Consider the following 14,260-nt stretch of genomic DNA (forward strand, 5'->3'; position numbering starts at 1 on the left):
GCGCCACCCCTTGCTCCCTCTACCGGAAGCCGGCCCCATAGCAGGTTAATGTGGCAGACCTACTTCGGATTGCCAAAATCCAGCATCGGCGGGGGCGGCGCATCGAAGCTCGGGGTGAGGCTATCGAATTGCTGCTGCACCTGATTCTGATCCAGCTGCACCGCGCCCGACTTGTAGTGGGTCACCATCTGCGGGAACAGGATGATGAGCGCCACCATCACCAGCTGGATGCACACGAACGGCACCGCGCCCCAATAGATCTGGCCTGTGGTGATCGGTTGCATGGTCTTGCCTGTCACCCGGTCCACATAGGGCAGCTTGGGCGCCACCGAGCGCAGGAAGAACAAGGCGAAGCCGAAGGGCGGGTGCATGAACGAGGTCTGCATGTTCACCGCCAGCATCACGCCGAACCAGATGAGGTCGATGCCGAGCTTGTCGGCGGCCGGCCCCAGGAGCGGGATGATGATGAAGGCGAGCTCGAAATAATCGAGGAAGAACGCCAGCACGAACACCAGAATGTTCACGGCGATGAGGAAGCCCGCCTCGCCGCCGGGCAGCGACACCAGCAGCTCTTCCACCCATTTGTGCCCGTCCACGCCATAGAAGGTGAGCGAGAACACGCGTGCGCCCAGCAGGATGAACAGCACGAAGGCGGACAGCTTGGCGGTGGAATAGGTGGCTTGCCGCAGCAGATCAACCTTGAGCCGTCCGCGGCCGATGGCCAGCGCAAGCGCCCCCACCGAGCCCATGGCGCCGCCTTCCGTCGGCGTGGCGACACCGATGAAGATGGTGCCCAGCACCAGGAAGATCAGCGCCAGCGGCGGCACCATCACGAACACCACCTGCTCCGCCAGCTTGGAGAGCAGGCCCAGGCGGAACACCCGGTTGATGACGGCGATGACGAACGCCAGGGCCACTGTGGCCGACATGGCGAGCACCACGTAATCCGACCCGAACTTCACCTCGGACCGGTTCATCAGCCAGATGGCGGCGGTGATGGCGATGGCGAGCGCGATATAGAGCGAGGGGGTGAGCAGCCGCGCGGTGCCGGACATGATGAAATAGAGCACCGCGAACGACACCACGCCCCACGCGGCGGTGTTGGCGAAGCCCGGTAGGAGATCGGCAGTGAGATGCGGCAGCGAGCCGGTGGCGAGCAGCACCGCGAATCCGGCGGCGGTCAGCGCCCCCAGCACCCGGGCGAAGCCGTGCTTCTCGTCCGGCGGCCGCAGGGTCTGCGCCTCCAGCGGCAGGCCGGGCGCCGCCTTCGGGAAGAAGGTGGAAACAAGGAAAATATAAAGCGCGTAGAAGCTGGAGAGCAGCAGGCCCGGGATGAAGGCGCCCTCATACATGTCGCCCACGGACCGGTTCAGCTGGTCCGCCATCACGATCAGCACCAGCGAGGGCGGAATGATCTGCGCCAGGGTGCCCGAGGCGGCGATGACACCGGAAGCCACCCGCCGGTCATAGCCGTAGCGCAGCATGATGGGCAAGGAGATGAGGCCCATGGAGATCACCGAGGCGGCCACCACGCCGGTGGTGGCCGCAAGCAGCGCGCCCACGAAGATCACCGCATAGGCCAGGCCACCACGAATGGAGCCGAACACCTGGCCGATGGTGTCCAGCAGATCCTCGGCCATGCCGGAGCGCTCAAGAATGAGGCCCATGAAGGTGAAGAAGGGGACCGCCAGCAGCACCTCATTGTTCATGGTGCCATAGACGCGCTCGGGCAGCGCCTGCAGGAAGTCCGGCCGGAACAGGCCGAGGTAGATGCCGATGACGCCGAAGATCAGGCCATTGGCGGCAAGGGAGAAGGCCACCGGGTAGCCGAGCAGCAGGAACACCACCAGCGCCGCGAACATGATGGGCGCCATATTGTGGATGAACCAGCCGCGAAAACCGGGCTCGGCCGCCATCGCCACATCGGGCAGGAAGGCCACCAAAGCGAGCGCGCCCAGCACCACCGCGGCCAGATGGGCGAGACGCGGGCGACGCAGCATCGAGATCACAAGATCGAGCATCCCCGCCCCCTCAGCGCTGCGCCTGGGAGGAGCCGGCGGCGTCCCCCTCGTGATCGTCCAGAAGCCGCTCAGCCTCGGCCGCGAGCGCCGCATGGGTGCCGCCCGGCCCCTCGTGGGGATCGTCCATGCGCCCCATCATCACGGCGACGCGCTTGATGAGTTCCGAGATGCCCTGCAACGTCAGAAAGAAGAAGCCCAGCGGCACCAGCATCTTGGCCGGCCACTGCGGGAGCCCGCCCGCATTCAGCGACTGCTCGTCGATGGCATAGGAACTGAGGAAGAAGGGAATGGACGTCCAAAGCAGCAGGATGGAGAAGGGCAGCAAAAAGAACAGATGCCCGAACACATCGATACCATCTCGCATCCGCTTGCTGAGATGGGCGTTCACAATGTCGATGCGGATGTGCTCATTGTCGAGCAGGGTCCAGGACGCGCACAGCAGGAATACCGCCGAGAACAGCACCCATTGCAGTTCCAGCCATGAATTGGAGCTGACATCGAACAACTTGCGCACGATGGCATTGATCGCGGAAACCAGGATGGCGACCACGATCAGCCAGGCGGCGGCCTTGCCGATCCGCGCATTGACGGCGTCAATGCCACGGGCGAGCGCGAGCAGGGGTGTCATGGGTATGCGTCCCTCGGGCGAACACGTTTTTGCCGGACCGCACATCTGACCCTGGTGACGGCCCTTTGAGCCGGCACCATAGGCAAACCACAACAGGCCGCAAGAGCAAGGGCCCCCGAATCCGCATGGCTCGGCGTGTTCCATGGACTGCGGCGCAAGCGGATTCGACTAAAGTCTGAAGCCCCAGCCATCGCGCATGACCGCGAAGATGCAGCAACCCATTGCTCGTAGACCATGGGTTGTAACAGCCCTCCAGCGCCAGCGGACGATTCTGCCGCGCTTTCGCTTGCGGGCACCTCAGCCTCTCAGCGGCCGGACGGGGCCAATGGCCAAGATGGCGGACCGGCCAGAGCGGCGCCGCGTTGAAAGACCCCCCGGGCGCGCTCCCACATGACCATGGCGCCGGTGCCGGCCCGTGGGCTTGAGCCCACGCACCAGGCAGCGACATCGGTGCCTGTGCGCGGCAGCAGCGCCACCAGCGCGCCCAGCCCGTCCCACCCGGCCGCCTCCTCGGTCACGTCTTCCGGCGGGGTGCCGCAAAGTGGGGTGTCGAGGCTCGGCCACACCTGGGCGGTCACCAAGTTCCAGCGGCCGGACAAACGGGAATAAAAGCGAAGGCGCCCGCCGAACGGCACGCCGCCCCTGCTGCCCCACTCGCTGAGGCCCACCAGCGGCGCGCCTTCGGGATCGATCCAGGCCACCACCTCGGTCACCAGGGTGCGCGCCCCGTCCCCTTCACCGCGATCGACGAGGCGCAGGAACGCATGGGGCTGGTCGAGCAGCACATCCACCCGCGTTCGCGGACCGTCAACGCTGTCGCCCGAGACCCGCGCCCCACCACGCCCGGCGGTGATCTCATAGTGCGGAAAGCCGTTCGGCTGCGCCACCTGCAGCTCGCCATACAGCGCCAGAACATCGAGCCCCTGCGCCAGGGCCGCCGCCGGTGCCAACCCCAGCAGCAGCGTCAGCAGGCACAGGGCTCGGCGCCACACGCCCCTAGCCTTCCGGCGCTTCGAGAATGGGATCGTACTGGCTGGCATCGAAGCCCAGCACCGCGAACGACTGAGCCATGTGCGGCGGCAGCGGCGCCGAAACATCGATCACCCCCTGCCCGCGCGGATGGGGGATGACGATGCGCCGAGCCAGAAGATGCAGCTTGTTCTGCAGCCCGCCCGGCAGTTCCCAATTCTCGATATTGAAATATTTGGGGTCGCCGACGATGGGATGGCCGATGTGGGCGAGGTGCGCGCGCAGCTGGTGGGTGCGTCCGGTGACCGGCTTCAGGGACAGCCAGCTCATCTTCTGCGCCGCCTGGTCCACCACCGCATAATAGGTCACCGCGTGGCTCGCCTCGTCCTCGCCATGGCGGGCCACGCGCATCTTCTCCTCTTCCTCGTCGCGGGCGAGATAGGTGGAGATGCGGCCCTGGCGGGGCTTGGGCACGCCGGGCACCAGCGCCCAATAGACCTTGCGCGCCTCGCGCGAGCGGAAGCTCTTGGCAAGAACCGAGGCGGCGAGCCGCGTCTTCGCCACCAGCAGGCAGCCACAGGTATCCTTGTCGATGCGGTGGACGAGGCGCGGCTTCTGGCCATCCTTGTCGCGCATGGCCTCCAGCAGGCCATCCACGTGACGATAGGTGCCCGAGCCGCCCTGCACCGCGAGGCCGAACGGCTTGTTCAGCACCATCACATCCTTGTCCTCATAAAGGATCAGGGATTTCAGAAAGCTGAGGTCATCGCCCGGTTTACCGCCCGTCTTGCCCGGGCCTTTGCCCACGCCCGCCTTGCCGGCGGCCGCATGAGCCGCGCCGTCATGTGAGGTTCCCCCGTGAGAGGCGCCACCAGCGGCGGACGCCGGTGCTTCCTCCTCTCCACCACCCAGCGGCGGCACGCGCACGCTCTGGCCGGCTTCGAGGCGGGTCGAGGTCTTGATGCGGCCGCCATCCACCCGCACCTGCCCGGTGCGCACCAGCTTCTGCAGATGACCGAAGGACAGGTCCGGGTAGTGCAGCTTGAACCACCGGTCGAGGCGCATGTCCGCCTCGTCCGCTGCCACTGTCTTCAGCTCCACTGCCATCTGGGCCCGTCCTCGCGCCGCGTTCATATCCATCGCTTGCCCATAGACCAGGATGGGCCCGACGTCACGCCTCGCGCCAGCGCCATCCTGTCAGCTGAGCACCCGCATCAGCGAGATGCCGGCGAACACGGCGATGCAGGCCAGCGCCACCGAGCCGGCGGCATAGAGCAGCGCGAGGCCCATTTCGCCGCGTTCCATGAGAAACAGGAAATCCAGCGAGAAAGTGGAAAAGGTGGTGTAGCCGCCCAGCAGCCCGGTGGTGAGGAACAGCCGCGCCCCCTGGCTCCACGCGGCGCCATCCTTGAACGCCAGATAGCCGGTGAGCAGCCCCATGGCGAAACTGCCGGTGACGTTGATGGCGAAGGTGGCGAACGGAAAGCCGGTGCCCAGCAGGCGCGGCAGGGTGATGTTCACCAGATGCCGGAGAACGCCGCCACAGCCGGCCCCCAGAAACACCAGCACGACAGGATGAAAGAGGACGGATGGCATGACGGCTCCAAAGCTCGGCAGTCCCGCCAGTGTTGGCGCGACCGAGCACACGGTGCAAGCCTTCCGCGCCCCTCAAATCCCACGGCCTGCCCGAACGGCACCACCCATGCAAATGCCCCGCCGGGCGCGGGCCGGGCGGGGCATTGCGACGACAGCGAGCGCAGGCTCAGACCTTGGCGAGGGCCTGATCGAGATCGCCGATGATGTCGGCCACGTCCTCGATGCCGATGGACAGGCGCACCACCTGCGGCCCGGCGCCGGCGATCACCTTCGCCTCGTCGGTGAGCTGGCGGTGGGTGGTGGAGGCGGGATGGATGATCAGCGAGCGGGTGTCGCCGATATTGGCGAGGTGGGAGAACAATTCCACGTTGGACACGAGGCTCACGCCGGCCTCATAGCCGCCCTTAAGGCCGAAGGTGAACACCGCACCGGCGCCCTTGGGCAGGTATTTCTGCGCCAGCGCGTGGTAGCGGTCGTTCTCCAGGCCCGGATAGCTCACCCATTCCACCTTGGGGTGGGCGGCGAGATAGCGGGCCACGGCCAGAGCGTTCTCGCTGTGGCGCTGCATGCGCAGCGGCAGGGTCTCGATGCCGGTCAGCAGCATGAAGGCGTTGAAGGGCGAGAGCGCCGGGCCGAGATCGCGCAGGCCGAGGGCCCGCACGGCGATGGCGAACGCGAAATTGCCGAAGGTCTCGTGCAGCACCATGCCCTGATATTCGGGCCGCGGCGCCGACAGGAAGGGGTAGCGATCCGTCGCCGACCAGTTGAAGGTGCCCGCATCGACGATGATGCCGCCCAGTGAATTGCCGTGCCCACCCAGGAACTTGGTGGCGGAATGCACGACGATGTCGGCGCCGTCCTTGATGGGCTGCCAGAGATAGGGCGTGGCCAGCGTGTTGTCGACGATCAGCGGAACGCCCGCCTTCTTGGCGATGGCGGAGATGGCCGCGATGTCCACCACCACGCCGCCCGGATTGGCGATGCTCTCCACGAAGATCGCCTTGGTCTTATCGGTAAGCGCAGCTTCGAAGGTGGAGATGTCGTCAGGGTCCGCCCACTTCACGTTCCAGCCGAAGCTCTTGAAGGCATGGGAGAACTGGTTGATGGAGCCGCCATAGAGCTTACGGGAGGCGATGAACTCGTCGCCGGGGGTCAGCAAAGTGTGGAACACCAGGTGCTGCGCCGCATGGCCCGAGGCCACCGCCAGCGCGGCGGTGCCGCCTTCCAGGGCCGCCACACGCTCTTCCAGCACCGCATTGGTGGGATTGCCAAGGCGCGAATAGATATTGCCGAAGGCCTGTAGGCCGAACAGCGAGGCCGCATGGTCCACATCGTCGAACACGAACGAGGTGGTCTGGTAGATGGGGGTCGCCCGGGCACCGGTGGTGGGGTCGGGCTGCGCGCCGGCATGAACCGCCAGGGTGGCGAAACCCGGCTCGTGCACGGCCGGCGCAGTGGTGTCTTCAGTCATCGGGCCTCTCCCATCACATCGGCCTGCGGGCCGCTTCCGCCTTATAGGCGCTTGTGGATTTTCTGAAAATACATCTAAACGATGATTTTTATTAACTCAAACCGCGCCGGGCGGTTTGCGCGAGGCGATGGAGAGCCGTTGCACCCCCTGTCCCAGCAGCTTCGGGCGGCGCGAGGACAGGGTGCGCGAATTGACCCCGGTCCAACCGATCTCGCCGGAGAGGCGGCCATATTCGATCTTGGGGCAGCGATCCATCACCACCTTGAGGCCGGCGGCCTCGGCCTGCGCGGCCACTTCGTCGTTACGCACGCCGAGCTGCATCCACAGCACCTTGGGCAGCGGTAAAATCGTCTCCACCTCGGCCCACACCGCCGGCAGATGCTCGGGGGCGCGGAACACGTCGACCATGTCGATGGGCTCGGGCACATCGGCGAGGCTCCCCAGGAAGGTGAGCCCCACCACCTCTTTGCCGGCCTGGCCGGGATTGATGGGGAACACCCGATAGCCCCGCTCCGCCAGATACTTCATCACCAGATAGGAGGGCCGCGTGGGGTTGGCGCTGGCGCCGACGATGGCGATGGTGCGCACCTCTTCCAGAATGCCGCGGATATAGCTGTCGTCGTAGCGATCGTGGTTCATGATGCGCTCCTCCCGAGCCGGTGGGCGTCAGATGCGGGCTTCAGATCCGCGCCTTGGAGAACAGGCGCGTGAAGTTCGCCGTGGTGGCCTCAGCCATCTGCTCCGGGCTCACGCCCCGGGCCGCCGCCAGCACCTTGGCGGTCTCGCGCACGTAAGAGGGCTCGTTGCGCTGGCCGCGATGGGGCACCGGGGCGAGATAGGGGGAATCCGTCTCCACCAGCAGCCGGTCTTCCGGCACGGTGACGGCAATGGCCCGCAGCGCCTCGCTCTTCTTGAAGGTGAGCACGCCGGAGAAGGAGATATAGCCCCCCAGCGCCAGCGCCCGCCGCGCCAGCTCGGGGCCGGCGGTGAAGCAGTGCAGCAGGAAGGGAAAGGCCCCCTTGGCGCTTTCCTCCTCCAGGATGGCGGCGGTGTCCTCATCGGCGTCGCGGGCGTGGATCACCAGCGGCAGCCCGGTCTCCCGCGCGGCGGCGATATGGGTGCGAAAGCCATGGGCCTGCGCCTCGCGGGGCGCGGTGTCGTAGAAATAGTCGAGCCCCACCTCGCCGATGGCGACGACCTTCGGATGGGCGGCCAGCGCCACCAGATCGGCGGTGGTCACCTCCGGCTCCTCGGCGGCGTAATGGGGATGGGTGCCCACCGAGCAGCTCACCTCATCGAACCGCTCGGCGATGGCACGGATGGCATCGAAGCGGGCCACCCGGGTGGAGATGGTGACCAGATGGCCCACCCCCGCCGCCTTGGCCCGCGCCACCACATCGGGCAGCTCCGGCGCGAATTCGGGGAAATCGAGGTGGCAATGGCTATCGACGAGCATCGTGGAACACAGCAACCGAAAGGGACGCCGCGGCCTGCGCGGCAATGGGCCGAAGGTATAAGCGCATCCCCGTGCGCCGTCGAGCCGAGGCGACAGCGCCCCACCCCCATGGCAGGATGCCGCCGACGAATCGAGCCCTGAGGAGCGGCCATGCCCCCCTTCCGCCCGGCGCTGCTGCGCCTTGCCGAACATGCCCACGCCTGGGCCGCCGCCATGGTGGTGGGCGGCATCGCGCTGATGGCCTGGAGCGCCCAGCTCGCCATTCCCATGCAGCCGGTGCCCATCACCCTGCAGAGCTATGTGCTCATCACCCTCGCCGCCCTGCTGGGCTGGCGGCTCGGCGGGCTGACGGTGGCGCTCTATGTGGCCTTCGGCCTCGCTGGCATGCCGGTGTTCGCCAAGCACGCCGCGGGCCTCCAGGTGCTCACCGGGGCCACCGGGGGCTTCCTCATCGGTTTCGTTCTGGTGGCGCTACTGGTCGGCGCCCTGCAGCAATACTGGGCGCGGGGCCGCTGGCTGCCGCTGCTCATGACCCTGGTGCTGGGCCACCTGGTGCTGATGGTGGTGGGTGCCGGCTGGCTCGGGGCACTGCGTGGGGCGCAGGTGGCCTGGGAGAAGGGCTTTCTGCCCTTCCTGCCCGGCGCCGGCATCAAGAGCGTGGCGGCGCTCATCACCGTACTGGTGGTGGAGCGGCTGGCTTCTCCCCGCCGCGCCTGAGTGAGGGGGCGCACCCCCTCGTTCAGATGGAGTCGGAGATTTCCTGCTTCAGCGCATCCGCATCGCCGGCCGGCATGGTGATGGCCCGCACCACCTCGCGCCCGCTACCCGGATTGGCGACGATGGACGCTTCGAGCGACACCGTCACGGCACCACCCGACGTGTTGAAGATGTAGTCGAGCCTGAAGGCGGCATTGGACGTGGCGCCATTGGTGCGCCGCAGCGCCTCGTCGGCCGGCAGCGCCTTTTCCGCCACCAGCTGGGCCGGCTGATCCACCGTGATGGTATAGCCGCGCGCCCGCCGCGCCGTGGCGAGGCGCCCGCGCACCAGGGTTGCGTCGGCTGCCGGGAGCCGCACCTCGATGCGCGGCACGGCCGGGCCCTCCGGCTGCATGGGCGGCGCGTCCGCCGGCATCATGGGCGGGATGGGATCGTAATTGGCCGCCGGAGGCGGGCTGCGATCGCTGGCGCAGGCGGCGAGCAAAAGCGCGACCGCAAGTCCACTGAACCCCTTCAGCCTCGTCATCTGCACAGCCCCCGACGCCTCCTCTGCCTGCCGTTTCCGCTTCGCGTGGTGGCGCACTTATCGTCCGGCGCCCAGCGATTGAGGCGGCAGGTTACGGTATTTTCGCCGCCACGGCACCCCCAGACGACCGTCATGCCGGCAGGGATGGGAAAATCCGCGCGACGGCAGAGCACATCCATCGCGGGCTTGCAATGAAAAAGGGGCTGTGCCGGGGCCGCCATCGCAACGCCGGCGCAAGCTCCCCCGCCTAGAGAGGGAGGGTGACATCCATAAAGGTGGCGCTTCCAGACGGCGCTGTCGGCGCACCTGACCATCGGGGAGACCGCCGGCGCCACCCCCCCTCCGGCGCAGGCAGACCCATGGCAGCTTCCGGCAATCAATCCTTGAGCCTGGCTCACGCTCTTCCCCCGCCGGATTGCGCCGGCCTCGACCTCACCATTCGCGCGGCGGAAGCGGCACGGCTGCTGGGGGATCTGGCCTGCCTGCTGGCCTGGAACGGTGGCAACACCCAGCGCCTGTCCGGCGAAAGCGTCGCCATTTCCGGCGCCGTGGAGGAACTGGCCCGCACCATCGAGAGCATCGCCACCGACGCCAGCGCCACCCATGAGCAATCCACGCAGGCGGCGCGAATCGTCTCCGAGACGCTGCAGCAGTCCTCGGCGGCGGCCGCCGCCATCGAGGACATCACCACCTCCTTCTCCGAGATCCAGGCGCAGACCGGACTGCTGGCGGGCTCCATTCGCTCCATCGCCGACATGGCGCGGGACATCGACGCCATCTCGAAGCAGACCAAGCTGCTGTCGCTCAACGCCACCATCGAGGCGGCGCGGGCCGGCGAAGCAGGCCTCGGATTCGGCGTGGTGGCAGCGGAGGTGAAGGCCCTGTCGGAACAGACCGCCCGCACCACCGAGCACATTTCCGCCAAGCTGGCCGAGCTGGATGTGGTGATCGCCGGGGTCTCCCGGGCCGTCCACCACGGTGGAGAGCGGGTGAACAGCGGCAGCCGGGCGTTCAAATCCGTATCGCGGAACATGGACATGGTGGCCGAGCGCGTCTCCCTCGCCGATCAGCGGATCGACAGCATCAGCCACGCTCTGCACGAGCAGAAGAGCGCCACCACGTCCATCTCCGCCTCCCTGGCGGAGGTCGCCCGCCTCGCAACCCAGAACAACACCGATGGCCAGACCGCCGGCGCCCTGCTGGCCCAGGCGCAGGCCACCTCCATGGTGCTTTTGAACGAGCTGGGAGAAAACAAGGCGCAGGCAGCGCAGATCCTGGCGGCGGAGCTCTCGGCCTGGCGCGGCGGCCTGGCCCAATGCCTGGTCGGTGCCCGCTCCGAACGCCTCTACGACACGCCGCCGCTGGAGCGGCTGCCGAGCATTTCAGATGCGGCGCGCGCCGCGATCACCCCTGGCCTGACGGCCATGCGCACGGCCGCCCGGGACATGGGCAAGGCGCTGCAGGCGCGCGATGTGGAAGCGGCCGTGCCGTTCTACATGGCCGCAGACGGGCACATCAGCCACATCATCGCTCAGCTCACGGGGCGGCCCGCCGCCTCATGAGCCCGTCGCATCAGGCCGTCGCTTCCGGCTCCACATAACGGGGGAATACCCCCACCGGGGTGGGCAGCGCCCGCCCCGCCGGCAGCCGAGCCCCGGCACCGAGCTGTTCGAAGCCGCGTTCGGCGGCAGGCGCGCCCACCAGATCCAGGAGCTTGGCGGCGCTCTCCGGCATCACCGGCTGCACCAGGATGCCCAGCTCGCGGATCAATTCGGCGGTGACCCAAAGCACAGTGGCCATGCGGGCGGGATCGGTCTTGCGCAGGGCCCAGGGCGCCTGGGCGGCGAAATAGCGGTTGGCATCCGCCACCACCGCCCACACGGCATTGAGATAGAGATGGATCGCCTGGGTGCCCATGGCCTCCCGCGCCTTCTCCAGAATGCCGTCAGCGGCCGCCAGAATGGCCTCGTCCTCCGCGGTGAGCGGGCCAGGCTTCGGCACCGCCCCATCCAAATTCTTGGCGATCATGGACAATGACCGCTGGGCGAGATTGCCCAGATCGTTGGCGAGATCGGCATTGATGCGCGCCACGATGGCTTCGTGGCTGTAGGAGCCATCCTGCCCGAACGAGACCTCCCGCAGGAAGAAATAGCGGATGGCATCGAGCCCATAGGTGGCGACGAGATCGAACGGGTCGATCACATTGCCCACCGATTTCGACATCTTCTCCCCGCGATTGAACAGGAAGCCGTGGCCGAACACCCGCTTGGGCGCCTCCAGGCCCGCCGACCACAGGAAAGCGGGCCAATAAACCGCATGGAAGCGGATGATGTCCTTGCCGATGACGTGCAGGTTGGCCGGCCAATAGCGTTGGAACAGCTCACCCTCCACATCGGGATAGCCGAGCGCGGTGATGTAGTTGGTCAACGCATCGACCCACACATACATGATGTGCTTGTCGTCGCCGGGCACGGGAATGCCCCAGTCGAAGGTAGTGCGGGAGATGGAGAGGTCCTGCAGCCCGCCGGACACGAAGCTCACCACCTCGTTGCGGCGTGCCTCCGGCATGATGAAGCCGGGGTTCTCCGCATAATAAGCGAGCAGGCGATCCTGATAGGCGGAAAGGCGGAAGAAATAGCTCTCCTCCTCCACCCATTCCACCGGCGTGCCCTGGGGGCCGAGACGCACCCCATCGGCATTCAGCACCGTCTCGCTCTCGGCGTAATACGCCTCGTCGCGGACCGAATACCAGCCGGAATAGGTGGATTTGTAGATGTCGCCATTGGCGGCCATCTTCTCCCAGATGGCCTGGCAGGAGGCATAGTGCCGCGCCTGGGTGGTGCGGATGAAATCGTCGTTGGACAAGCCGAGCGTCTCGGCCATGGCCTGGAACCGCGCCACATTGCGCTCCGCCAGCTCGCGCGGGGAGAGGCCGGCCTTCTGGGCCGTCTGCAGCATCTTGATGCCGTGCTCGTCGGTGCCGGTCAGAAAGCGCACGTCATAGCCGTCGAGCCGCATGAAACGGGCGATGCAATCGCTGGCGATGGCCTCATAGGCATGGCCCATGTGCGGCACGCCATTGGGGTAGGCAATGGCGGTGGTGATGTAGAAGGGCGGCTTCTGGGACATATGCAGCTCGAACGGGTTCGCCGGAAACGGGCCGGCCGGCGCTTGCAGTCTAGCGCACGGCGTCGGCGAGGTCGGCAAAGATACGGAACACCAGCGCCTTGCGATCGAGGTTGAATACGTCCGCCTCCACCGCGTTGCGCCGCACCTTCTCCCACACCTCGCCCAGGCGGACAAGGCGATGGGGGTCCTCCGCCCCGCCGGTGGCCCGATGGGCGATGTAGTCGCTCACCGCCTCGGTGAACAGGGCGAGCCCGTCGCCGCGATCTCCCTGCAGCCGCGCACCCAGAGCGTGCAGTTCCTCGGCCTTCGGCGCCGGCAGCTGATCGAGGGCGCGCAGGGTGGCGGCCCGCACCTCCATCCCCTCGCCCCGGGCCAGCACCACCGCACGCCGCACGCTGCCCTGGCTCGCTTCCGCCGCCGCCGGCAGCAGCGCGGGATCAAGCTCGGTGCCCAGCGCGCGCAAGTGATCCAGGGCGGCCAGCACGTCCTCGGTGTGGAGCGGACGCAGGCGCACCAGCCGGGTGCGCGAGCGGATGGTGGGCAGCACCCGGCCCGGCGCATGGGAAATGAGCAGGAACAGCGCCCGCGGGGGCGGCTCCTCCAGGGTCTTCAACAAGGCATTGGCGCCGAAAGCGTTGAGCTCGTCCACCGCATCGACGATGCACACCCGCCAGCCGCCGCCGGCTGCCGTGGCGCCGAAGAAGGCGCGCACCCGCCGCACCATCTCCGCCGGGATGATGGTGGGGATCTTCTCCTCCCCCGCCTCCGCCACCCGGCGCAGCACCAGCAAATCGGGATGGGTGAGCGAGGCCACTTGCCGGAACACCGGGTGGGTGCTGGGCAGCTCGAGATCATGATGAGGCGAGGCCGCGCCTGGCCCGGCCAGCACCGCCCGCGCCAGGCGATAGGCCAGGGTCGCCTTGCCGATGCCCTCGGGACCGCCCAGCAGCAGGGCGTGGGGCAGCCGGCCGGAACGCCAATCGGCCGCCAGATCTGCTTCAACGGTGGCATGTCCGAACAGGCGGTCCTGTTCACGCGGATGAGGCACCTCCGGCAGGGCATCCGCCGCCAGCGGCGCGCTCATGCCCCCCTCCCGGCGCCGTCCGCGCCTGGCGGAAACAACCGCGTCTCCAACGCCGCGATGATCCGCCCCGCCACCTCGTCCTCCGCGCCGGTGGCATCCACCAGCACGCACCGCTCGGGCTCCGCCTGCGCCAGCGCCAGGAACGCCTCGCGCACGGCCGCATGATAGGCGGGACCCTCCTTCTCGAAGCGGTCGCTCCCCTGCCCGCGCGCGGCGGCACGGGCAAGGCCCACTGCCGGCGGCACATCCAGAACCAGGGTCAGGTCCGGCCGCAGTCCGGACGTGCTCACCGCCTCCAGTCCCTCGAGCAGCGGGGCATCGACCCGCCCCAGCGCCCCTTGATAGACCCGGGTGGAATCGATGAAGCGATCGCAGATCACCATGCGCCCGGCGGCCAGCGCCGGGGCGATCAGCGTGTCTATGTGATCGGCCCGCGCCGCCGCGAACAGCAGCGCCTCGGCCGCCGGGCCGAAGGGCTGCGCGGCCCCGGACAACAGCACATGGCGCACCGCCTCCGCCCCCGGAGAGCCTCCCGGCTCGCGGGTTTCCACCACTTCGTGACCGCGGGCGCGCAGATGCGCCGCCAGCCGGCGGGCCTGGGTGGATTTGCCGGTGCCCTCGCCACCCTCCAGGGTGATGAACCGGCCGCGCATCTTGCTCATG

Annotated in this window: 14 protein-coding genes; 2 read left to right on the forward strand and 12 right to left on the reverse strand. The window is 67.7% G+C overall.

Annotation, left to right across the window (positions count from 1 at the left end; all coding sequences use genetic code 11):
* Positions 1-59: 59 nt before the first annotated feature.
* From ACU4E7_RS21180 to ACU4E7_RS21215, 8 genes are all read right to left on the reverse strand, one after another.
* Positions 60-1,916: a TRAP transporter large permease gene (locus ACU4E7_RS21180; protein WP_238121411.1), complete on the reverse strand. Its 1,857-nt coding sequence runs from the start codon at positions 1,914-1,916 to the stop codon at positions 60-62.
* A gap of 115 nt (positions 1,917-2,031) precedes the next feature.
* Positions 2,032-2,649, reverse strand: coding sequence for a TRAP transporter small permease subunit (locus ACU4E7_RS21185; protein WP_238121105.1), 618 nt, complete (start codon positions 2,647-2,649; stop codon positions 2,032-2,034).
* Positions 2,650-2,954: 305 nt separating this feature from the next.
* Positions 2,955-3,641, reverse strand: coding sequence for a hypothetical protein (locus ACU4E7_RS21190; RefSeq protein WP_447020030.1), 687 nt, complete (start codon positions 3,639-3,641; stop codon positions 2,955-2,957).
* A 4-nt stretch (positions 3,642-3,645) separates the two neighbouring features.
* Positions 3,646-4,752 (reverse strand): RluA family pseudouridine synthase, encoded by a 1,107-nt coding sequence (locus tag ACU4E7_RS21195; protein ID WP_443266518.1) that lies wholly within the window; start codon positions 4,750-4,752, stop codon positions 3,646-3,648.
* Between the two features lie 63 nt (positions 4,753-4,815).
* Positions 4,816-5,214 (reverse strand): fluoride efflux transporter CrcB, encoded by a 399-nt coding sequence (crcB, locus tag ACU4E7_RS21200; RefSeq protein ID WP_447020031.1) that lies wholly within the window; start codon positions 5,212-5,214, stop codon positions 4,816-4,818.
* A gap of 166 nt (positions 5,215-5,380) precedes the next feature.
* Positions 5,381-6,685, reverse strand: a complete 1,305-nt coding sequence (locus tag ACU4E7_RS21205) for an O-acetylhomoserine aminocarboxypropyltransferase (RefSeq protein WP_238121101.1) — start codon at positions 6,683-6,685, stop codon at positions 5,381-5,383.
* Between the two features lie 96 nt (positions 6,686-6,781).
* Positions 6,782-7,324, reverse strand: a complete 543-nt coding sequence (locus ACU4E7_RS21210) for a CoA-binding protein (protein ID WP_447020032.1) — start codon at positions 7,322-7,324, stop codon at positions 6,782-6,784.
* A gap of 40 nt (positions 7,325-7,364) precedes the next feature.
* A complete protein-coding gene (locus ACU4E7_RS21215; protein WP_447020033.1) occupies positions 7,365-8,141 on the reverse strand; it encodes a TatD family hydrolase in 777 nt (258 codons plus the stop codon).
* A gap of 150 nt (positions 8,142-8,291) precedes the next feature.
* Between ACU4E7_RS21215 and ACU4E7_RS21220 the strand changes: the two genes are divergently transcribed.
* Entirely contained in the window at positions 8,292-8,858 is a 567-nt protein-coding gene (locus tag ACU4E7_RS21220) for a biotin transporter BioY (RefSeq protein WP_238121098.1), read from the forward strand.
* Positions 8,859-8,880: 22 nt separating this feature from the next.
* Here ACU4E7_RS21220 and ACU4E7_RS21225 read toward each other — a convergent pair whose 3' ends face one another.
* A complete protein-coding gene (locus tag ACU4E7_RS21225; RefSeq protein ID WP_447020034.1) occupies positions 8,881-9,384 on the reverse strand; it encodes a hypothetical protein in 504 nt (167 codons plus the stop codon).
* A gap of 383 nt (positions 9,385-9,767) precedes the next feature.
* Here ACU4E7_RS21225 and ACU4E7_RS21230 point away from each other — a divergent pair, with 383 nt between their 5' ends.
* Positions 9,768-10,946, forward strand: coding sequence for a methyl-accepting chemotaxis protein (locus ACU4E7_RS21230; protein WP_447020035.1), 1,179 nt, complete (start codon positions 9,768-9,770; stop codon positions 10,944-10,946).
* Positions 10,947-10,956: 10 nt separating this feature from the next.
* Here ACU4E7_RS21230 and metG read toward each other — a convergent pair whose 3' ends face one another.
* The 3 genes from metG to tmk are packed head-to-tail and all read right to left on the reverse strand — an operon-like array spanning position 10,957 to position 14,259.
* Entirely contained in the window at positions 10,957-12,513 is a 1,557-nt protein-coding gene (metG, locus tag ACU4E7_RS21235) for a methionine--tRNA ligase (RefSeq protein WP_447020036.1), read from the reverse strand.
* Positions 12,514-12,562: 49 nt separating this feature from the next.
* Positions 12,563-13,597 carry a DNA polymerase III subunit delta' gene (locus tag ACU4E7_RS21240; RefSeq protein WP_447020037.1) on the reverse strand — a complete coding sequence of 345 codons (1,035 nt, stop codon included), beginning with the start codon at positions 13,595-13,597 and terminating at the stop codon, positions 12,563-12,565.
* Positions 13,594-14,259, reverse strand: a complete 666-nt coding sequence (gene tmk, locus ACU4E7_RS21245) for a dTMP kinase (RefSeq protein ID WP_447020038.1) — start codon at positions 14,257-14,259, stop codon at positions 13,594-13,596. Before tmk ends, ACU4E7_RS21240 begins: the two co-directional genes overlap by 4 nt.
* Position 14,260 lies beyond the last annotated feature (1 nt).

It is taken from the genome of Xanthobacter sp. ZOL 2024 (genome assembly GCF_052932325.1).